This is a genomic window from Agarivorans sp. Toyoura001 (genome assembly GCF_005405585.1).
Lineage (GTDB): Bacteria > Pseudomonadota > Gammaproteobacteria > Enterobacterales > Celerinatantimonadaceae > Agarivorans.
Window position 1 is genome coordinate 47,635 of sequence record NZ_BJEQ01000017.1, and the last position, 21,613, is coordinate 69,247.

The following is a 21,613-nucleotide window of genomic DNA, read 5'->3' on the forward strand; positions in this document are numbered from 1 at the left end:
TTTATGAACTTTTATAGTTTATTGAAAATGCAATAGTGAGTTTTACAAAATGTTTATCTATTCAAGAACTAGCAGATATACACAAAATGAATAATAGAGCTCAGAGTGAGGAAATGTAGGCAGAATCTAGGTGTGAAAAATAGGGAAATAACAAACAAAAAAGCTCGCCGTAGCGAGCTTTTATATAGAACAGCGCTTAACAAGCGCTTATCACAACAATCAACTTAGAAGTTGTATTGTACTGCGATGTTCCACTTGTCGTCAGCACCTTCTAGGCCATCGTTCAAGTACTCAGCCCATGCTTTCATGTTGCTGTTAAACTTGTATTGAGCGCCTAATTTAAATGCCTTCGCTGTATCAGCTTTACCAGATACGCCAGCTAACTTGCCTTCGGCTTCTTGGAATGCATAACCAGTGTATAAAGAAACGGCGTTGATGTCATAAGATGCTACGATATCATAACCAGTAAGCTCTTCCGGTTCATGAACTACACCACCAGCATCAGACCATTTAATATCACTAAGGTCTGATTTAACATATACAGCTGCTAAATATAAATCGTTTAGAGAATAACTAGCTGATAAAGCCATGTTTTTCTTATCACCAACTTCGAAATCTTCAGCGTGGTAACCACCGTAAACACCCAGACCGAAATCGAAATTGTAACCGATAGTCGCAGCGTAAGAGTTATCTAGCTTGCGGTCAGTTTTAACTGAAGGGAAACCTGCGTCCGGGTTACCAGCACCAAGTTTAAAGTTATCATCACGGAACTGGTAAGAAGCACCTACGTAGAAACCACCAAATTCACCGTTGTATACAACTTGACCTTCTTGACGACCACTTTCGATAATATCGAAAGCTTCGTAGCCATATTTGTTGAAGATATCTGTTGCAGCAACTGCTTGATAGAATGCAGTATCAGTTTGACCAAATACTACAGTGCCGCCTTCATCAAACTCAAAACCAGCATATACGTGACGTGCAGCAAGCTGCTCATCATCACCGTCGCTGTTTTCAGCATTTACTTGCCACTCACCACGAGCTAGGGCGTTAATGCCTGATGCGATTTCTGATTTAGCTTTGAAACCCATACGAGCAGAACCGATACCGTCTACTTTAGAGTTCTCACCACCTTCGTCTTGAATTTCAAATTGCATACGACCATAAACTTCAGCAGTTACGCCGTCGGCGTCATATACAGTTGCAGCTTGTGCAGATGCTGCGAATAGAGCTGGTATTGCTACCGCTAGAATTGTTTTTTTCATTTTTCCTGTGCCTTCTTAGCAATTAAACACTTGTTCCTTAAATTCCCTGTGCGACAGTGATTTCTCACTGTCTGGTCAATACATTATCAAGCTGAAATTTTTTTGCAATAAAAAATTGAACTTTTATAAAATCACGTAAAACCCTGTATACACGTGCTTTTACAGCGGTCAATCTGTAATCAAGCATGATAAAAGAATGTAATAGAGACAAAAACGTGATCTACATCTAACAGTATTTAAACCAATTATTTTATTTATTTGCAGTGTTTTATGCCACAGCTCTAATCTATAATGTTCAGGTAAAGAACATAAAGGTAGTTATAAGTTGTTAACAACATTGAGGAATTCATGTTAACAGAAAAAAACAAGAAACGAATTCGCCATTGGTATAAGACCCTGCAGGAACAAAATCCAGAATTTGTTATTAGATCTGCACAAACTGCTTTAATCGCTCAGATTGCCAAAACAATCGCGGGAGATATAAATCGCAAACAACGGGTGCTTTTAGCAGAAGCGGGGACAGGAACGGGAAAATCTCTTGCTTATTTATTGGCCGCTATCCCTTTGGCAAGAGCCTTAAATAAGAAAGTCGTGATCTCTACCGCTACAGTCGCGTTGCAACAACAGCTTATAGATAGTGACATTCCCTTGGTGCATTTAGCCGCGCATGGCGAGTTTCAGTTTTGCTTAGCGAAGGGGCGTCAACGCTATTGTTGCGCCCATAAACTGGTTGCGGCCATTTCTCCTGAGGTGGGTTTAACACCTAAACACGCCGATTTAGCGAAGCGAATGGCAGTAGCGCTGCAACAAGGTAAATGGGACGGAGACCGAGATACTTGGCCAGCCCAAATTCCTTGGCAAATATGGCAACACGTTGTGGTAGATGGCTTAAGTTGTTCGGTTCAGTCTGCTAGGCACCGCAGTTGCCCTTTTCATAAAGCGCGTAAAGGATTGAAAAAGGCTGATGTTATTGTTGCCAACCACAGTTTGCTACTGGCTGACTTACATGCAGGTAGTGGCCATATATTGCCGCCAGCCGAAGATTGCATCTATATATTAGACGAAGCGCATCAATTCCCAGATATTGCCCGCGAAGCCAGCGCCAACCAACTAGGCTTACGTTATGCATTAAAAGAACTAGAAAACATTAAGGAGTTAGACAAGCATTTAGCAACGGTACTTAACCCTTCAAGCATTGCAGGTACAAGTATTAAGCTAAAAGAAGCCTGCGTTGAACTTAGCCGATGCTTTAATAAGCTCAAAGATATCGCAATTGATAACAAAGCACATTTTGAACAAAGTGGGCATTGGCGTTTTCCTTTAGCCAAAACGCCAACTGCTATTACCAATTTGGCAAGTAACTACTTTAAAGAAGCCAATAAGCTTAGTAGTTGCCTGCAACACTTTGCTGGTGTGATTCAAGAAAGTGTGGCTGACAACCAATTAAAGTCATCACAAGCAGAAGCGTTGCTTAGCCAATTAAGCGCTATGCAACATCTCAGTGAGTCGTGGGTCGACACTTTATTTAGTTACGCCAATGAAAATAATCAAAAAAACACTGCATTTTGGTTTAGCCAAAAAGAAAAAGAACTACTGTTATGCAGCTCTCCCATTGAAATTGGTGGTGTGCTTCAGCAGTTGCTTTGGCAAGATGCATTCTCGGTCATTGCGGTGTCGGCTACCTTAAGTGCCTTAGGCAATTTCTCCTATTACTTAAATCAAGTAGGCTTGCCTAAGTTGCCTTCTGAACAATTAGTGAAACTGCCCTCTCCTTTTAATTATCAGCAAGTAGAATTGCAAGTACCGAGTAGGTTGCCTGAGCCAGACCATCCAGATTTTGCTCGCAGTGTTGCTGATTACGTTTTAGCAGCACAGCAAAATAAAGGAGGGGTATTAGTGCTGTGTAACTCATACCGTTTAGTTGATTTGGTTGCAGAGCACTTAGAAAAACACAACATCAGCAACCTTTGGGTACAGGGTAAACTCACCAACCAGCAACTATTAGCTAAACACCGTGATTGCAGAAAGCAGCATCAAACCAGCACTATTTTGGCAACTATCGGCTTTAGTGAGGGTATCGATTTGCCGGGTGAGCTATTAACGGATCTCCTGATTGCTCGCTTACCGTTTGCGGTTCCCACAGAACCGGTTATGGCTAGCCACGCGGAGTTGTTAGAAAGTAGAAATCAAAATCCTTTTATGTTGCTAACATTGCCAAGCGCGAGTAGAAAACTCATCCAGAGCTGTGGAAGGTTAATGAGAAAAGAAAGTGATTCAGGTAGAATCGTGCTGCTTGATAGTCGGCTAAGTTCGCGCCGCTACGGTAGCCAATTATTGGCTGCATTACCCCCATATAAAAGAAGTGATAGTTAATGTTGGAATTGGGACTCGACTCCTCTGTTTTGCTGCTTATTATCGGCATAGGGCTAACCGCAGGCTTTATTGATGCCATTGCAGGTGGCGGCGGCCTACTCACTATTCCCGCCTTATTAAGTATTGGTCTACCGCCACATATAGCCTTAGGCACTAATAAGTTAGCCGCTAGCTTTGGCTCTAGCACCGCCGCTTGGACTTTTTATAGAAAACAATTGTTTAATCCAGTGTTTTGGATTTGGAGCTTTGTTGCTACGGCAATTGGAGCGTTTTTCGGCACCTTTATTGTCGACTTTATAAGTACTCAATGGTTAGAAAAACTGCTGCCCTTAGTGATTATGGCCACAGCGGTTTATACCGTAGTAAATAGAAAACAAGCAGATGGCCAAGCAGTGCTACCTAAAACCAGTAAAAAACTCACTAAGCAAATGGTGGGGCAAGGCTTAAGCCTCGGATTTTATGATGGTGTGGCCGGCCCAGGTACTGGTGCATTTTGGACAGTATCGTCTATGGCACTCTACAAAATGAACATACTGTTATCGTCTGGTTTAGCCAAGGCGATGAACTTTACCAGTAACTTTGTTTCTTTTATTACCTTCGTCTATTTAGGTCACGTTAATTGGGCAATTGGTTTAACCATGGGCGTAAGCATTATGCTTGGCGCAGTGGTAGGCGCCCATTCAGCCATCCATTTTGGCGCGAAATTTATTCGCCCCGTGTTCATTACTGTTGTCATGGTAATTGCCGGTAAACTGGCGTGGCAAGCATGGTTCAGCTAGAGCTTCAAACGCTAAGCCAAAAACTGCTGTACTTAAAGCAGCAAGCAGAACATCGTGATCTTCAAGGCGAGCGCAGCGCTTACGCCAAAACGGCAGTATTAGATGAGCGCTTTAGTTGCCGTAGTGATCTGTTTAGCGATTACGTGACAGAACTAGAGCAAGACTTAAATCGAATCCACCTGTTAAGTGAAAAAACCCAAGACCTAGAACTACTCCAACTGTATTGCGATAGGTTTGTGGGTAAATTTGCCATGCTGCAAAGCAAAATATCTAAAGCAAATCGCCATGCAAAACAGCAAGCAATTCCTCAGCAAAAGCGTATTCAAAACTGGCAAAAGCGCTTAGATAAAGTGATGAGTTCAGGCAACCGTTCTGAGCTACACGAGAAGCTTTCTCAACAGAAACAGTTTGAGCAACAACTTGAGCAAAAAATTGCCGAAAAAAACCAAGTACTTAATCGTAGTAATCTCAAGACAGATACTGCTAGACTAAGTGCAGAGATCCTCAGTCTAAAGAGTCGCTTAGGTGAGTGTCAGAAAACCACTTGGAAACTAGAACAGAAAATTAATCAGATAGAATCACGCTTTAAGGAGTAATTCATGCGATTCTTAGGGAAGACTGTAACATTAACATTTGCTTGTATCGCCAGCTTTAATGCATTAGCCGCAAGCTTTTCTACACCGACTCATTTCGAGATTATGTATGTAGATAAACAGTCTACTGGTACTTTTAGTTTAAGCAAAACAGACGCCGACCTCACCACTGGTCCACATCAAATTGTCGTGCGTTACAGTGACAATGTTGGCTCTAATAGCAATTCTGAAATCATTAAATCTCAACCGATTGTTATCAATCTAAATGTTAAAGAAAACCAAGACATCGTTTTATCAGCTAAACAACCACGTAGCATTAGTAAGGCCAAGAAGTTCGCAGACAAGCCTACGTTTAATTTAAAAAGCAAAAATGGTGGCGCGGTTGACTCTACGCACTACGTTTTACCGTTAAAGTCAGGTATGCAATTCTCTCGTGATTACCTAGAAGAGATTGCAGCCATTGAAGCAACACAAGCAAACGCAACGGCTGCAGCAGTTGCCACTACCAGCACAGCGGTTGCGGCTAGCAATACCGTAAAGGCGGAGCCAACAACTACAGCATCAACATCTACTACTAATACCGCCGCTGCGGCTACAGCAGTGGTAGCAACAACAGCTGCCGTTGCTAGTAACGAGCCCGCTGCTGCTCCAGAAGCTGATGTAGTAATGCCTAGTGGTGATAACACTGAATTACAAATGCTACAGTTTTGGTATCAGCGTTCAGACGCTGCAACCCGTAAAGCATTTCAAATTTGGGTAATCCAACAGCAATAATAGTAAGGCTTGAGTTAAATCGTTAACTCAAGCCTTAATTTCTCCTCTCCCCTCAATAGTCTTCCGCAGGTTAATTATGTCTCTTTCTTCTGCCCCCAAACATGTTCAGCTGGCCGTTGATCTCATTCAATTACTCGAAGAAAACCAAATCGAACCAGAGGTGGTATTAAAAGCTTTAGAGATTATTGGTAACGACTATAAACACAAGCTAGAAAAATCTAAAAACGCCAAAGAATAAAAATCTATATAACCCGCCACAATTTAACATTTCTTTGGACAAGCCGTCTCTTTTTAGCGGCAAAGCCCATAACTAAAACAATGTTGATTTTTATATAAAATTTTTAATATTTTATTATCAACCACCAAAAGTTATACACATATAGGGTTAATATAATTTAATTGAGCATTTACTGCGCAGTTTTTTGTGATCTATCTCTGAACTTTAGTTCCCTTCATCTATAGAATTTCCGCCGAACTCAAAACAAAACACACTCGGTAATTCACCTAAATGTGAACAAGGAACTACCCTTATGAAAAAACTTGGACTGATTAGCGCTGCACTATTTGCCGTGTCATCTTTTTCAGCAAACGCTGTTGAGCCAAAAGAAGATGTACATGCTGGCGATTACAAATGGATGCAATTCAACCTTATGCATACCATCGATCAAAAGCCGCACAATGTTGATGAAGGCTACAAAGACACCTACCTAGAAATGGAGTTTGGTGGTCGTTCTGGCTACTTCGATTTCTACGGTTACGTTGATGTTTTCGACATTACCAATAGCAGCAGTAGCACTAAACATGAAACTGGTGGCATGTTCATGAAATTTGCCCCTCGTCTTTCATTAGATGCAGTGACAGGCAAAGACTTGTCATTTGGTCCAGTTCAAGAAGTTTACATAGCCAACTTAAACAACTTTGGTCAAGAACAACAAGAACACTTTATTGGTCTTGGCTCTGACGTAAATGTGCCATGGTTGGGCAAAATGGGTATGAACCTGTACGCTCGTTACAGTGCAAAAAACTTCGGTAACGATGACGAAAGCTCATGGAATGGTTACCAGTTTTCTACCAACTGGTTCAAACCAATTTACTTCTTCGAAAATGATAGCTTTATTTCATACCAAGGTTACTGGGATCATATGTTTGGTGCTGACGGATATTCAGACCAAGCAAACCGCACGACCTCAGGTGGTCAAACCTACCACGGTATCTACTGGCATTCAGACCGCTTTTCAGCAGGTTACGGTCTTAAATATTTTTACGATACCTATGGCATGAAAGATGGTGCTGAGTTGTACCCTACTGGTCCACTTCAAGAAACTACTGGATTCGGTCACTACTTTGCAATCATCTACAAAATATAATTACCATGTAGCTTGAGTCAGTAGCAAAGTAAAAGGGTAGCGTAAGCTACCCTTTTTTTTATAGCGTTGTTAAGGCATAACAATGTGGGTTGTGCTACCGCCACTCTGTTTTAGAACATCTATTCGGCTGGTTATTTGTTCTTTCATTTCAGCCACATGAGAAATAACGCCCACCATTCGCCCTGAGCTTTGTAAATCAATTAAGGTACGAATCGCCAAATCTAACGACTCCTGATCCAAGCTGCCAAAGCCTTCGTCGATAAACAAGGTGTCTAACTTAATACCACCGGCATAAGCTTGCACAACATCCGACAAACCTAATGCCATGGCTAGCGCAGCCATAAAGCTTTCGCCGCCACTTAAGGTAGCTACCGAACGAACTTTAGAGGTGTAACTGTCTTCCACTTCTAGCTCTAAACCAGAGGCTTTATTGCCTTTAGCCCGTTGTTCTTTGCGAATAAGTTGGTAGCGGCCTTTACTCATTAACTGTAAGCGTTGACTTGCTTGCAGCAATACATCATCTAGCAACACACTTAATACAAAGCGCTGCAAACTAATTTTGTTACCCGTTTGACCGTTAGCTACATCAGCCAAGGTGCCGACAACGTTATACTTTGCTTGCAAACTCTCTGCATTTTTATCTGCATTAAGTAGCTTTTGTTGAATATCCTGTAAAGTCTGTTGCCTACTATTTAGCTTATTCCATTGAACATCATGTTGATTACGTAGCGTTAAATGCCCTACCAGTGCCTGCTTTAAGGCTTCTACATTTTGTTGTTTTTTGCCTTTGAGCTTAGCTTTGACCTGTTCAAAAAGAACCGTGGTTTTAGTAAGATTTTGATTAAATGACAGCAACAGTGCTTCTAACTCAGAGAACTCTTCATCACTTAAACTGTTAAGGGCTATGTTAAACGCTCCTTCATTATCAAAACACGAACCGGCTAACTGCTCACTAAAAGTAGTTTTAGCTTCACCTAAGGTTTGTTGAGCGAGCTTAAGGCTTTGCTTGGCAGCCGCAGCGCCCGATTGCTTTGCACTTAACGCTTCTCTTGCCGCATTATAAGCCTGATTAACAGTGATTATGTTTTGTTTCAAACTTTCAGTTTTAGCACTTTGCTGCTCAATTGCCTGTTCCAGCAATTGAGGCTCTCGGTATTGCTCAGGTAAATTTTGCTCAGCTCGCTCTTGCTGCGCTTGGTAAACACCCATTTGCTCTTTAATATTTCGGTAAGTGTCTTTAGCAAGTTCAACTTTATTTTGCAGTGCTTGCTCAGCGTGGGTAGTTTGTTCAATTTGCTGTTGCAGTTCGTCCACTTTTTTATGCGCTTGCTGGGCAATGGCTAAGGCTTGCTGCGCCTGTTCCAACTCAGCAATAAGTGCTGGTAGCGACAAACTAGCCTTGCTGGCCATTTGCTGGTGTATATTTTGTTGCTGACCCTCCCACTCAGATAATTGCGCTTTTAACACCAAGTATTGCTGGCGTGCTTCTACTAATTTGTCTTTAGCTTGTTGCTCACTTTCTCTCGCGTGTTTTACGTCAGCCTCACTAGGCAGCTCACCATCACTAGCAGCCAAATGTGGATGCTCTTGGCTACCACAAACAGGACACGCGTCCCCCTGGTTTAACCGTTTTGCCATAATGGCCGCTTGACCTTGGTGCCAATTAAACTCGGTTTGGTTTGCAAATTGTTCCACATGTTGGTGTTGCTCTCGTAAGCGCTTGCCCTGCTCGGCTGATTGTTCCATGGCCTGTTGGCTTTCGGCCAGTTGCTTATTTAATGCAGCTAACTGCTTACCTTGTTCTACACTTTGCTCTGCAACGCCCAAAATCTTTTGCTTTGCGGCCTGAGTATCAGCTTGCTGGCGTAATTCACTTTGTTGTTGAAGCAGCTTGGCTTTTTGCTCAGTGGTATCACTAAGCTGCTGCTTTAGCGCTTTACCTTGTTCAGCTTGCAGATCAAGCTTCTGCTGCTCAGCCTTATGTAAGCCATTAAATTTATTTAGCTCTTCTAATAAAGGCTTAAAGCTTTGTAATGATCGAAGTTGCTCCTGGGCAACATTTAGCTGCGCTTCTTTCTCAGGAACTTGCTTAAACAACCGCTCAGCATCGTCCAAGCTTTGCTTGGCTTGGCTTAATTCTGTTTCGCTTTGGGTTTGCGCTAGGCTTGCTTGCTTAGCTTCGTTAAAACGAACGCGATAATCTGTGTCAAATTTCTCTATTGCTCGAGCAGCCTTCGCTTGGTCATAGTTTAGTTGTTGCTTGTCTATACTAGGCTTTTGTTTGGTCAGTAAAGCCAAAGACGCTTTTAAGCTAGTTTGCTGCTCAAAGTCTGCGCTAAGTAACTTAGCTACTTCAAACTGCTTACTCGCTTCATCGTATGCTTTGTCTGACTGCGCTTTATCGTTGCTTGCAGTGTTAAGCGCTTCGTCCAACGTTGCAAGTTCTTCCTGTAAATCTTGCTCTTGACTTAAATCAGCACTTTGCAATATACCTTCGCGAATATTTTTCTGCTCAGCAGCGGCGTTTCGAATACTGGCGGCCTGGCTTTTTAAGCTGTCTTCTATTTTTCGGTAGATGTGCGTTTGAAAAAGCTGACTAAAAATCTTCTCTCGCTCTTTAGAGTCAGCCATTAGCAATTGCCTAAATTTGCCTTGAGGCAATACCATCACTTGGCGAAACTGGTCGGCATCTAAACCCGTTAGCGCTTCTATTTCAGTATTTGCTTCAGACACTTTAGCCGGTACCAATAAAGTTTCGCTGCCATCGTCTGCTATTTTGGACAACTGCGCTTCTGGTTTTTGCTTGGTAACTCCGTCTCCAGACTTTTTAAGCCGTTCTTGATCAGGCACGCGGCGAATACGATAACGCTGTTGGCCAAGTTCAAATTCAAAAACCACCTCGGTAAGCAGTGATTCATCGGCTAAATCACAGCGCATTTGTGCTGCTTCTCGTTCATCTCCGGTGCTTTTACCGTACAAGGCAAAACACATCGCATCTAAAATGGTGGTTTTACCGGCGCCAGTGGGGCCGTTAAGCAAAAACAGCGGGTTGCGTCCTAGCTGAGAGAAGTCAATAAACTCGGTGCCAGCAAACGGACCAAAAGCGCTCATGCGCAAGCTAATGGGGCGCATTATTGGTCTCCAGTGTGCAGTGATTCGATGGTGGCTTTTAGCAAGCTTTGTTGCTCGTCACTCAAGCTTTCTCCTGATGCCTGAGAAAAGAAATCGCTAAACATGTCGTATTCACCTTTTTGTACATGTTCACGATGCAAAGCCAACTGCTGATTCTCTGCCATTAAACCGGTACGTTCTAAATGTAATACATTGGGGTATACGTTTCTTAACTTACCCATTGCATCTAATATGGCGGACTTATCGAGTAGCCTTACCATTAAATAGTCGTTGTTATTGGTGTCGGTTGCGCCTGCACTAATAACATCGTCTAGCATTCCCTCAATAATGCGTACATCACGTAAGGGGTTTAAGGGCAGTAATTCAAATTGATAATCATCACCATTCAGTTCAACCAAAGTTATTGATTTGTTTTGGTGCTGTTCGCTAAACGAATATTTAAGTGGCGACCCAGAATAACGCACATGCGAGTCGCCTTTGTATTGAGGCCCGTGTAAATGGCCAAGTGCAGCATAAGAAAAAGGAGTAAATAAATTCGGCGATATTTTGTCTGCGCCGCCAATACTGAGCGGCCGCTCAGATTCAGATTCATCCCCACCATCTAAAAAGCAGTGAGCTATAACAACCTTATTCGCTGTTTGGCTATTGTGTTCGCTGACTTGTTTAAGCAGCACTTGCATGGCTTGCTGGTGACTTGACACCTCACAATCAAATACCTCTCTTACCGTTGCAGGCTCTGCATAAGGTAAACCATAAAACGCCGTGTTTTCACCAGTCTTAGACTTAATCATGATAGGTTTTATCTGATTCTTTAAGGGGCCTACGATATGTAAATTTTGCATATGCCGCGAAGCAAAAGCTAAGCGTTGAGCGCCATCGTGATTACCAGCAATCATAATCACGCTTATCCCCAACTCATTAACTAATTGGTGTAATACTTCATCTAACAAGGCTACTGCTTGGCTGGGTGGAACAGAGCGGTCGAAGATATCTCCAGCAACAATTAATGCATCAACATCGTGCTGCTTGGCCAAGCTCACAATCTGTTCCAATACAAAGGCTTGATCCTCAAGCAAAGATTGATTGTGCAACTGTCGGCCTAAATGCCAATCTGATGTATGGAGAAATTTCATTCAATATCCGTGGTCTAAGTAAATGAGAAAAAAGATTTTTCTCAAAAAAGCTGATGCTTATTATCAGTGATGACAATCAATAAGCCAACGACAAAACTAAGCCTATTCGCCTCACTGGGCAGCATTACATCAAAAATGGCTAACTAAACTCGCGCCCGATTAAATACTCTGGCAACATAAGTTAAATTATTTATCTCGTTTCAAGGAAGAGCTGTGACTGAACAAGGTTCTACCGGCAATGTACTCGCCGCCATATGTAGTTTTTTTATCCCGGGTCTTGGTCAATTGGTACAAGGGCGGATACTGCCAGCTATACTATTCTTTATTTTTACCGCTGCAGGTTACGCACTGTGGCTCGTAGTATTTCCGGTGATTATTGCCGTTATCGTTCACATTTGGGCCATTATTGATGCTGCGCGCTTTTCTCCTGGAGGTTCACGATGAAACTGCTCTCGCCCTTTTTGTTGCTCATTTTCCTTGTTGGCTGTGAATCTACTTACTACTCGGCCATGGAAAAAGTGGGTTATCACAAACGTGAAATTTTGGTCGACCGAGTTGAAGACGCTCAAGAAAGCCAACAAGAAGCGCAGCAACAATTTACTTCTGCGTTAGAACACCTTAAAACGCTGACCAATTTTGATGGCGGTGATTTAGAAGTTATTTACGACCAAGTAAATGATCAATATAAAGATTCCAAAGCAGCTGCTGAACTAGTGAGTGAGCGCATTGATGAAGTTAATAGCGTGGCCGAAGCCTTGTTTGATGAATGGCAAGGCGAGCTGGAACAATATCAATCAACCAGCTTAAGAGCGGAAAGCGAAGCTCAACTCGCCGACACTAAAAAGCGCTATGCAGCAATGCTAAAAGCAATGCGCCGAGCCGAATCACAAATGGCGCCGGTGTTAAGTCGTTTAAACGACAATCAGCTTTATTTAAAACACAATCTAAATGCGCGAGCTATTGGCTCTGTAGGCAAAGAATTCGTACGCTTAGAGCAAGAGGTTGCTGACGTGATTCAGCAAATGAGCAAAGCGATAGCTGAGTCAGATAAGTTTATTGCTACCATGAAGTAAACCCTAGAGGCTACAAAAACATCAATTGTAGCCTTTTATTTACGCACTCGTTTCTCAATCTTCTTCTTAGCCCTACCCGTAACAATTCCTTCATAAAAATGCAGTAAATTTGCCACTCAAAATTATTGTCTGTTTCTAAGCGCGAGAGCATTTTCGTGCGTAATGGCAATACTCTGCATTCAAGGTGGCAACAAATGCTCAGCAAAATCAGAAGGTTTCATTTTAAACCTGCACTTTTGGCACTACTGTGTAGCCTGCTACCTATTGCGATAGCATATGTTTGTATAATTGAAAACAACAAGCAGCAACGCCGCGAAGCCTTTATTCACGATTACCAAACCAGTTTCAATAACATTAGCCATAACTTAAATGCGATTGCTCAGCAATTTTCACTTCTAGACAGCGCTAATACTCACTGCTCTGAAGAAACCTTAGTCGCCTTACGCAAAACTCACTTTCGTATCTCTTACATTGCTGAAATGGGCATCGTCAGCCCATTTGGTAAACTCACTTGCTCCAGCTGGGGCCCGGTTAGCCCTCCCTTAGATGTACTTAAACCAGTTAACGATAGCAGCCTTCGCTACTTTGGCCCTGCCGTATTAGATTACACCGAAGAACTAGCAATGATAGTGGCCCAAACCCGCCATGATGGAAGCGAAATAAACGCCGCAATCCCTCTAGATGTTTTTCGTGCATTTTTAAAGGATTCAAATCATCACAGTGACTCCATAGCCTTAAGCGATAGTAAAACCGGATCGCCGCTATTCAAAATAGGAGACTACAGCCTACCGTTGCATAACTCTGCCCAGTTATTCCCTCTCCAACAAAGTAAAACCTCTGGCGCTAGGCTATTTGACGATGAGGTACAGCGTTTCTATATCGTCCAGGTGTTCCCAGCTCTACCGGGTTTATCGCTTATCTCAAGCCGATCCATTCACGAGCTATACAAAAGTGTTTATTGCTTAAGTCTGCTACAAGTAAGCTTATTTGCTTGTTTACTGTGTAGCATGACCTTTTTGGCATATCGGCATCGTAGCCGCCGCTTAAGTCAAAAATCACGCTTAAAAGTAGCCTTGAAGAATCGAGAGTTCGTAAATTTTTATCAAGCCATTTTTGATACTCGAAATAACCAATTGGTCGCTGTAGAAGCACTTGTTCGATGGATGCACCCAGTAGACGGCCTCCGCAGCCCCGATTCCTTCTTGCCAGATGTAGAGCGTTATCAACTACAGGTGGCGCTAACAGAACAAGTTATCGAAAATCTAAAACGTGATTTACACACCTTGTTGGCAAAATACCCAAAGATTAAAGTAAACATTAATATCACTGGGCAACATTTAAAAAGTCCCAAATTTATTAGCCAAGTGTTAGCTGCACATGCTGATTTCCCTAACCTTTGCCTAGAAGTAACTGAAACAGAGTTGGTCGAAATAGATTCACCGCAGGTAAAACTGTCGCTGCAAAAGCTTAAACAACAAGGTGTAACACTGGCGATTGATGATTTTGGAACGGGTTACGCGGGTCTGCAATACTTGCAACAGCTACCATTAGATACCTTAAAAATTGACCGTAGTTTTGTTATCGCCATTGGCACTGAATCTCCGCAAGCAAAAGTATTAAATGGGGTCATAGATTTAGCACTAAATTTACAGTTACAGTTGGTCGCCGAAGGCGTAGAAACAAAAGCCCAAGCTGAATACTTAATTTCAAAGGGCGTAAGTTTTCACCAAGGGTGGCTATATGGTAAACCTCAGGCCATTAGTAACTTTACGGCATAGAGACCTTAAAACTACACCTTGATTAGTTGAGAAATCATTACCTTATGATAACTTGCAAGCGCATTGGAACTTACGCACAATAGCCCCGTTAACAAAGGAGTAAGCAATATGGTTTCTAAATGGGCACAACGCTTTTTTCAAATGGCTGAACTGGTAGGTTCTTGGAGTAAAGACCCTTCTACCCAGGTAGGTGCAGTAATCACCGAAAATAACCGAATCGTCTCTCTAGGGTTTAATGGCTACCCTCACGGTATTTCAGACAGTGCAGAAACCGACAATAGAGAAATGAAACTACTTAAAACCTTGCACGCCGAAGAAAACGCCATTCTGTTTGCAAAGCGCGATTTGTCTGGTTGCGAAATTTGGGTCACTCATTTCCCCTGTCCTAATTGCGCGGCCAAGATCATTCAAACCGGCATTAGTACTGTGCATTGCCCAGAACAAAGTGAAGATTTTTTATCTCGCTGGGGCGACAAAATCAAAGTCAGCGAAGACATGTTTAGCCAGGCCGGTGTACAAGTAGATTGGCTACCTTTAAGCCAATAGAAACGCTTAGTTCTACCATTGCGCTCTCCTAAGCCTTGTTCTCATAAAAGGCTTTTTATTTATTCTGATTCGTTTTCAGAGTGTTGGCGAAGCTTTAATCTAACGAACACTCATCAAAATAAGCTTATGTCGTACAATTAAGACAAAAATGAACTCAAAATCAACAATTGATAATAGAGTAAAGCTTCCACTTCCCTAACTCTAATCCCTCTCACTTTGTTTAACTACTAAATGACCTTGATGTATCACTTATCGCTTAATTAACAATGTTGACGACACTAAGCTTAACTTACGTTAAATAGCTAAGAACTTACGCAAATCAGTTATTTACTTAAGTCGATACACTTTTCTCTGCCTCACACTTTATGCTAAGTCGCCTAGATTCAATGGTTTGATCGTGATAAACACCGAAAATGAAAACTACAATCAATGCCAAATAACATTTTTCAATGATGTAAAGCACAAAGCTTAAGGGCTTCACATGGCTGTTCAAATAAACACCACCAATTGAGTAATTGCTGCGAAAAGCTCACAGTTTTTTACAATTTTCTCTATCAAGTCCACACTTTTTGACCTTTTCACTATTAATCATACAAGAATATTTAATAACCTGATCAGGTTCACAGATAACTATCGCAAATCGCAATAGCATATTTGTATTACATTAATACAGTAATCGAAGTCACCTATAAGGATTGATGATGACGAATTATAAGCCTCTGGCATTTGCTATTTGTTTTGCTTTTAGCTCTTCAGCTTTAGCAGCTGAATTTGTATTTGTGAACGAAAGTGTTCTTAAAGAGAACCGAGCTTTACTTCATTCTGATGCTGCACCTGCGTCTATGAAGCTGAGTTATGAGCGCTTATTAGAAGAAGCGGGTTACGCGACAAAAGCAGGTCCCTTTTCTGTAACCGATAAGGGCATGACCCCGCCAAGTGGTGACAAAAACGATTACTTAAGTATTAGTCCATATTGGTGGCCTGATAAAAATAAAGCCGATGGATTACCGTGGATCCGCCACGATGGCAAAGTTAACCCTGCGTCTAAGACCAGCGAAACCGACTCAAAACGTCTCGGTAAATTTACCCGTTCAGTTCGCGCCTTGGCAATTGCTTATTACTTTAGCCAAGACGAGAAATATGCTGAAACCGCTATCGACTATATTCGAACTTGGTTCTTAAATCCTGAAACACGTATGAACCCGAATATGAACTTCGCACAAGGTGTTCCTGGCCGTGCTGACGGTCGCCGTAGCGGTTTAATCGATTCACGTTCATTTGCTGACCGGATGTTAGATGCCGTTGCAATGGTATCTACCTCACCTAATTGGACAGAAGCCGATGAAAAAGGCATCAACCAATGGTATAGCGAGTACTTAAACTGGTTGCTCACCAGCGAATTAGGTGGTGGCCCTAAAGGCGAAGCTTACGCTGAAAACAACCATGGTTCTTGGTACGACTTGCAGGTAGCTGGCATCTCCTACTTTCTAGGAAAAGAATCCGTTGCAATGAACATAGTGGAAAAAGGCAAAATGAGAATTGATACTCAGTTTATGCCCGACGGCACTCAGCCTCACGAATTAGGCCGAACCCGTTCTTACCACTACAGCTACTTTAATTTGGATGCATTAGCCGGTGTTGCTCAAGTAGGTGAAAAAATAGGTATAGACCTATGGAGCTATCAATCACCTACTGGCGCTTCGCTGAAAAAAGGTATTGATTTAGTTGCACAATATCATGACAACGCCGAGGGATGGCCTTATCAACACAAAAAGACGCCTCGCACTATGCGTATGATACCTATTTACCGGAAAGCTGGTTTAGGAATGGGTGATGAAAGCTTGCTTGCTCTGTCTAAATCAGGTGATTTCTCGAAATACACCGTAAAGAAAAACCTCGCAGAAATTTGGGCTGAACGCGACATAGAGTTGCTCTACCCAAGAAAATAATTTTAACCCTACTCCTTAAATATAAAACCGAGGCTTAACAATAAGCCCCCAAATATAGAAATGGAATTTATTATGAATAAAATGAAAGCGTTACCAATTGCAATTGCCGCTGTATTCCTTAGCGGTACTGCGTTCGCTGGACAGCTTGATATCCGTACTGAGTACAAACATGAATCAGAAGACCATGCTGGCCGTATTAAGATTGGTGACTCAACCAAAGTAAGTGACCAAGGCAAAGTGTACTACAGCGTAGAAATGAAATTCTTCAGCGGTGACAAAGTAGATGGCACTCCTGGTGGCTTCTTAGAAAACCTACAACGTGGCGACTCTGAATTTGATTTTGGCTACCGTCATAAACTAAATAAAAAATGGTACATCCAACCTGGTATGCCAATTACCTTTGGCGACGAGCGCATCACCTTCAAACCACAACTCCGTGTTGGGTACACTGCGGACTTTGGTTTGAAAACGGCCCTTCGTTACCGTTACGAAATCCGTCAATATGCTGATGGTAAAGAGAATGGTGAAACGTGGAACAAATCTAAAATCACCTTAACGGGTGGCTACAAAGTTAAAAGCATGCCTAACCTTAAGTTAGATTATGAAGCAAACTACTGGAAGAGCCACGAGTACGAGTGGGATGCAGAAGCTGGTAAAGCTAAAGATGCACAATTTAACAACGGTGATGACAACTGGGATGCAGGTATCTTCATTGGTTACCAAATTGAAAAATGGCGCCCATACGTAGAATTTTGGAATTCAAGCGTAAGCTCTAAAACTGATCAACGCCAACTAAAAACCCGTATTGGTGTTAAATACAAGTTCTAGTTTCATAAAACCTTAGCATTCCTTTTTTTGGCCAAGTAGTAACCCTACTTGGCCCTTTTTTTAGGCTGAACACACACTAGGAGCATCTCGCATTTCTCGCTGACGCATCGGCATCGCATCGATAATCGAAAAGATCTTTTGCCAATCAGTTTCTGCCCCCCAGCGATATTTTTCTCGGCCATCTTTACCCACTAACACCGCAGTATATTGTTTCAGACTGGCTTGGTATTTATTGCGTAGATATTCAAACCCACCATCATCAAAATGGCCGCTAGATATGGCTTTAGCATCTTCGGTCACCACCAACACCACCATGTCTCGTTCTTTAATCTGGCACCGATAGCGTAGTTCTTCCGCTTCAAATTTTTCCACATACTGGTCTTGTTGCGGAGCGAAAAATAAAACACTGCGATGTGACCAATAATTATGTTCTAAGGGGTAAGCATGCGAATAAGCGCTAAAACAAATCATGAGTAGAGCTAGTAAGTTCTTCATAAACGTTATCCTCGCTTTAACCATTATTAGAACGTTTGAGCCTTAGCTTTAGTTCAATTTATCTACAGTTATTTCATTGGAGGTAGTCAGATTTCTTTACAGCATAATGACCCTTTATATTAAGCCTTTAATTTTCTTATAGAAAAACTTTAGGCCGTGTAAACACTCTTCTATTGAGATAAATGTTATTTAATATAATAAATAAGCAAAAAAACTTAGTAACAAGAGTGTCACTTTAATTTACACTCACACAAAAAGATCTGAGGAAGTCTTTGCTACTCATTGATAAATTTGAATTTATTGCTTCTGGCTTAATTATTGATATTGCTGGTGTTCACTTTAAAAAGGAATGCCGAATGCTTAAAACCAACACTGTTCTACCAGCTTACTTGTTGTTACTAAGTAGCCCCAGCTTCGCCTCAGTAATTGCCTACGATATGCTTAATAGCAACAGCCAAGGTCTTATTGAGCACAGCAACCCTTACGAGCAGCAGTTTAATAGTGAGCAAGACGGATTTGAGAAGTACCGTGTTGGAGTAAGCGCCACTATCCCAAATAGTTTGTTAGACACTAGTTTAACTATCGCCAATGATAGCTTGGGCATTGTTGATGCTCAAAATGACACCGATACGTTTTTTGGTGTTACTGATGTTGTTAACCCAAACAATTCAAGCGGCAGCGCTCAAGCAGTTTGGCACTTCAACATTGCGGGTTTTACCCTCAACACGATTTCTATTGCTACGGCGGCTATGGGTGACTTTGAATCTTCAGACATATTTAGCTTTGCCTACTCGATTGATGCTGCACCGGTAAGCGCATTGTTTTCGAGTGTTGTAGATGAGCAATCCGATCAAAACTACCGTTTAGCCAATGGCAACCAGCAGGTATTAAACGACCCTTTGCTTATTAACAACCAGCGTTTAAATAACCAGTTCCAAACACTAGAACAATCACTTAATGGCAGTGGTTCGGTATTTAGTCTGTATTTTAACGCAGCGCAGAATAGTGGTGCCGAAGCTTTTGCTTTTCGCGATATCGTAATTAGTGGCAACGCAAATCTACCAGCCCAAGTACCTGAACCAACTTCAATTTGGCTAGCACTGCTGGGCTTAAGTGCATTAGTCGTTAGAAAAGCAGTAGGCGAACCCTAAACAAAAAAGCGACAGTATGGCTAACCATACTGTCGCTTTGCTATTACCGTTTATTTTTTATTTGTTATTGCTTGATGCCCGCAAATACAACGACGACTTTGTCGTCGCCTTTAGTGCGGCTAAAGGCATAGGGCTGGTCACTGATCTTGTTGTGTTCACCAGCTCCAACCGCTACGTGACGGTCTCGGAACTGACCCACTGTTTGCCAGTGTTTAACCAAGGCTTGGCGATCCGCGTCTTTATCAATTTGTTCCCAATTCATAAATGAACGCGTTGGCGAATCAAATGCATCCGATTGCGGACCACGTGGTCGCCCACTCTCATCACCATAGTACAGTTGCACGCCACCAGGCATCATCAACAATGCTGTACCCGCACCTGCTTGTAGCGGAATATCTTCATAGTTTGAATAGAACAACTTGGTATCGTGCGAGCTAATGTAAGTAAGCAAGTTAAACGTAGGATCGCTGTTTATGTCTTTGGCATAAGTTGCGTACATTTTCTCGTTTTGCGCTAAACACTGAGAGCCTTTAAGCGCAGCACTTTCACCTGCATATTCAAAGTTAATTAGGCTATCCATACCGTTATCGAAGTAGAAATCACGGTAAGCTCCGTGGTGCCATACTTCACCCACCATCCAAAACGGTTTGTCATCTATTGCTTTCTCAGGATTTTCTTTTTTCCACTCGGCTAACGCTTCTGTCGCAGAGTCTTTTAGCTTGCCCCATACTTCGGCTTCAACGTGTTTAACGGTATCTGCTCTAAAGCCATCAATACCGTAGTCACGTACCCAGTTGGTATGCCACTCCACCAAATAATCCAATACCGTATAACCTTCGCGCTCAACAGCTTTGGTATCTTTCTTATTTTTTAGAATAGGCGGCAAGCCTACATGCTTAGTGCTTTCGGTGATTAGATCTGGCAAGCCAGCTAAATTCATAGTGATATCATCGCCGCCAGGAGCAGTATATCCAGCCATGCCACTACGAACCCAATCTGGTCCCCACCATTTGTCAGCCCAGTCACTAGAACTCCAGCGAATAAAGTTGTTGTAGCGATGCCAGTTGTGGCCTTTTTCGAAATCAGGTTGCCAATCAGTCCACTGCTTAGGCACCGGGGCGCCTGGTGCCATAGCGTTGATACCAAAGGTTTGCATATCATCCATTGTAGGGTAACCAACGTGGTTCACTACAACATCTACCAATACTCGAATACCACGCTTATGCGCTTCATCTACAAAGCGGCCAAAGTCTTCTTCACTGCCTAGATTTGGATCAATCTTGGTAAAATCTAACGCCCAATAACCATGGTAACCATAGAATGGGAAACTACCCTTTTCACCACCGCCAATAAAGCCATGAATTTGTTCAACAATAGGGGTAACCCAAATGGCGTTCATGCCTAAATCTTTAATGTAATCTAACTTGGCCGTAATACCGCTAAAATCACCACCTTGAAAGGTGCCAATTTCTTGTTTACCGTCGGCTTTACGATTTAGTGGGTAATCATTGCTAGTATCACCGTTATTGAAACGGTCTGTCATGATGAAATAAACACTCGCATTATCCCACGAGAACTCACTGGCTTCAGCATCCGCCGCTTCTATCAACAATACACCACCGCTTGCAGGGTCTGGTTGCATGGTAACAGTGCCGTTAGTGACTTTTTGTGTTTGACCAGAATAGAAGTCTTTTACCGTTTCGCCGTTACTAAAGGTAGAACTCACATCAACCGTAACCGGTTGTCCATCCCAAGCAATACAATCCACGGCAGGAGGTTTACGTTTGAAGGTAGACGCTTTGGCTTTACGCGATACCTGTAAAGTGGGTTTATCGGCATCGGAGTTATCTAAAATCAGCTCATAATTGCCAGCAAAACGAATGTTTAGCTCAAAGAACTTGTCTTCAGCGCAGTCGCTCAAGCCTTGAGGTTTGGAAAAGCGCATTTTGGCTTCATCGGCTGGGCCGTAACGTAAGCCACATTGTTGACCTTCATCAGACACCTGGAAGTTATAAATGCCTTTTTCTAGAGGTACCGTAATCTTGTAGCGACTCTTTCCTGCAAACTTTAAGCGTTGCTCAACATTTACGCCACTATCGGCATAATTCATGTACAAAGGGGTTTTGATCATTGCCGCCGACAAATTTGCCGAACCGCCCGCCATAACTAACGCGGCACTTAATAAACCAAGTTTAAAACCTTTCATTCAACCTCCATGGTATTTGTACATCGCACCCTGCGAGCAAACACCTCGTTCAACCATTTGGAATGATGAAAACAAAAGCTACTTAAGTTTTCACTAACAAAGCATGATTATTTGTGATTTTTATGACTGACAGCGCTTTCATTTGGCAAAACATCAACTTGGCCGCCAGAT

The 21,613-nt window shown here is 42.3% G+C and carries 18 protein-coding genes; 13 read left to right on the plus strand and 5 right to left on the minus strand.

Features of this window, described 5'->3' with window-relative positions; translation table 11 throughout:
* Positions 1–224: 224 nt before the first annotated feature.
* The gene (locus tag FFR00_RS17130; RefSeq protein ID WP_137674640.1) at positions 225–1,265 is read right to left on the minus strand and encodes a porin; all 1,041 of its coding nucleotides are present in this window, start codon (positions 1,263–1,265) and stop codon (positions 225–227) included.
* Positions 1,266–1,613: 348 nt separating this feature from the next.
* On the opposite strand from FFR00_RS17130, the gene dinG reads away from it, so the two are divergent.
* The 6 genes from dinG to FFR00_RS17160 all read left to right on the plus strand — a co-directional run bounded on the left by dinG (position 1,614) and on the right by FFR00_RS17160 (position 7,151).
* On the plus strand, positions 1,614–3,638 hold the full coding sequence (gene dinG / locus FFR00_RS17135) for an ATP-dependent DNA helicase DinG (protein ID WP_137674641.1): 2,025 nt from the start codon (positions 1,614–1,616) through the stop codon (positions 3,636–3,638).
* Positions 3,638–4,417 carry a TSUP family transporter gene (locus FFR00_RS17140; protein WP_137674642.1) on the plus strand — a complete coding sequence of 260 codons (780 nt, stop codon included), beginning with the start codon at positions 3,638–3,640 and terminating at the stop codon, positions 4,415–4,417. Before dinG ends, FFR00_RS17140 begins: the two co-directional genes overlap by 1 nt.
* Positions 4,405–5,013 (plus strand): primosomal replication protein PriC, encoded by a 609-nt coding sequence (priC, locus tag FFR00_RS17145; protein WP_137674643.1) that lies wholly within the window; start codon positions 4,405–4,407, stop codon positions 5,011–5,013. Before FFR00_RS17140 ends, priC begins: the two co-directional genes overlap by 13 nt.
* 3 nt (positions 5,014–5,016) lie before the next feature.
* Positions 5,017–5,784, plus strand: a complete 768-nt coding sequence (locus FFR00_RS17150) for a DUF2057 domain-containing protein (protein WP_137674644.1) — start codon at positions 5,017–5,019, stop codon at positions 5,782–5,784.
* A gap of 76 nt (positions 5,785–5,860) precedes the next feature.
* A complete protein-coding gene (rsmS, locus tag FFR00_RS17155) occupies positions 5,861–6,022 on the plus strand; it encodes a pleiotropic regulatory protein RsmS (protein ID WP_137674645.1) in 162 nt (53 codons plus the stop codon).
* Positions 6,023–6,314: 292 nt separating this feature from the next.
* Positions 6,315–7,151, plus strand: a complete 837-nt coding sequence (locus FFR00_RS17160) for an outer membrane protein OmpK (protein WP_137674646.1) — start codon at positions 6,315–6,317, stop codon at positions 7,149–7,151.
* Positions 7,152–7,220: 69 nt separating this feature from the next.
* Here FFR00_RS17160 and FFR00_RS17165 read toward each other — a convergent pair whose 3' ends face one another.
* Both FFR00_RS17165 and FFR00_RS17170 read right to left on the minus strand, forming a co-directional pair.
* Positions 7,221–10,283 (minus strand): AAA family ATPase, encoded by a 3,063-nt coding sequence (locus tag FFR00_RS17165; RefSeq protein ID WP_137674647.1) that lies wholly within the window; start codon positions 10,281–10,283, stop codon positions 7,221–7,223.
* Positions 10,283–11,416: an exonuclease SbcCD subunit D gene (locus tag FFR00_RS17170; protein WP_137674648.1), complete on the minus strand. Its 1,134-nt coding sequence runs from the start codon at positions 11,414–11,416 to the stop codon at positions 10,283–10,285. Before FFR00_RS17170 ends, FFR00_RS17165 begins: the two co-directional genes overlap by 1 nt.
* Positions 11,417–11,629: 213 nt before the next feature.
* On the opposite strand from FFR00_RS17170, the gene FFR00_RS17175 reads away from it, so the two are divergent.
* The 6 genes from FFR00_RS17175 (at position 11,630) to FFR00_RS17200 (ending at position 17,590) form a co-directional block, all read left to right on the plus strand.
* Positions 11,630–11,860 (plus strand): hypothetical protein, encoded by a 231-nt coding sequence (locus FFR00_RS17175; protein ID WP_137674649.1) that lies wholly within the window; start codon positions 11,630–11,632, stop codon positions 11,858–11,860.
* Positions 11,857–12,489: a DUF2959 domain-containing protein gene (locus FFR00_RS17180; protein ID WP_137674650.1), complete on the plus strand. Its 633-nt coding sequence runs from the start codon at positions 11,857–11,859 to the stop codon at positions 12,487–12,489. Before FFR00_RS17175 ends, FFR00_RS17180 begins: the two co-directional genes overlap by 4 nt.
* A 194-nt stretch (positions 12,490–12,683) precedes the next feature.
* Positions 12,684–14,267 (plus strand): EAL domain-containing protein, encoded by a 1,584-nt coding sequence (locus FFR00_RS17185; RefSeq protein ID WP_137674651.1) that lies wholly within the window; start codon positions 12,684–12,686, stop codon positions 14,265–14,267.
* Positions 14,268–14,375: 108 nt separating this feature from the next.
* Positions 14,376–14,813: a dCMP deaminase family protein gene (locus FFR00_RS17190; protein ID WP_137674652.1), complete on the plus strand. Its 438-nt coding sequence runs from the start codon at positions 14,376–14,378 to the stop codon at positions 14,811–14,813.
* A gap of 698 nt (positions 14,814–15,511) precedes the next feature.
* Positions 15,512–16,762 carry an alginate lyase family protein gene (locus FFR00_RS17195; protein WP_235836249.1) on the plus strand — a complete coding sequence of 417 codons (1,251 nt, stop codon included), beginning with the start codon at positions 15,512–15,514 and terminating at the stop codon, positions 16,760–16,762.
* A gap of 72 nt (positions 16,763–16,834) precedes the next feature.
* Positions 16,835–17,590 carry an oligogalacturonate-specific porin KdgM family protein gene (locus tag FFR00_RS17200; RefSeq protein WP_137674653.1) on the plus strand — a complete coding sequence of 252 codons (756 nt, stop codon included), beginning with the start codon at positions 16,835–16,837 and terminating at the stop codon, positions 17,588–17,590.
* A 60-nt stretch (positions 17,591–17,650) separates the two neighbouring features.
* Here FFR00_RS17200 and FFR00_RS17205 read toward each other — a convergent pair whose 3' ends face one another.
* Complete coding sequence (locus FFR00_RS17205) at positions 17,651–18,085, minus strand: DUF4174 domain-containing protein (RefSeq protein ID WP_161985200.1); 435 nt, start codon at positions 18,083–18,085, stop codon at positions 17,651–17,653.
* A 272-nt stretch (positions 18,086–18,357) separates the two neighbouring features.
* On the opposite strand from FFR00_RS17205, the gene FFR00_RS17210 reads away from it, so the two are divergent.
* Positions 18,358–19,236 carry a PEP-CTERM sorting domain-containing protein gene (locus tag FFR00_RS17210; protein WP_137674655.1) on the plus strand — a complete coding sequence of 293 codons (879 nt, stop codon included), beginning with the start codon at positions 18,358–18,360 and terminating at the stop codon, positions 19,234–19,236.
* A gap of 64 nt (positions 19,237–19,300) precedes the next feature.
* Here the strand turns inward: FFR00_RS17210 and FFR00_RS17215 are convergent, their stop codons facing one another.
* On the minus strand, positions 19,301–21,442 hold the full coding sequence (locus FFR00_RS17215) for an alpha-amylase (protein ID WP_137674656.1): 2,142 nt from the start codon (positions 21,440–21,442) through the stop codon (positions 19,301–19,303).
* Between the last annotated feature and the right edge of the window lie 171 nt (positions 21,443–21,613).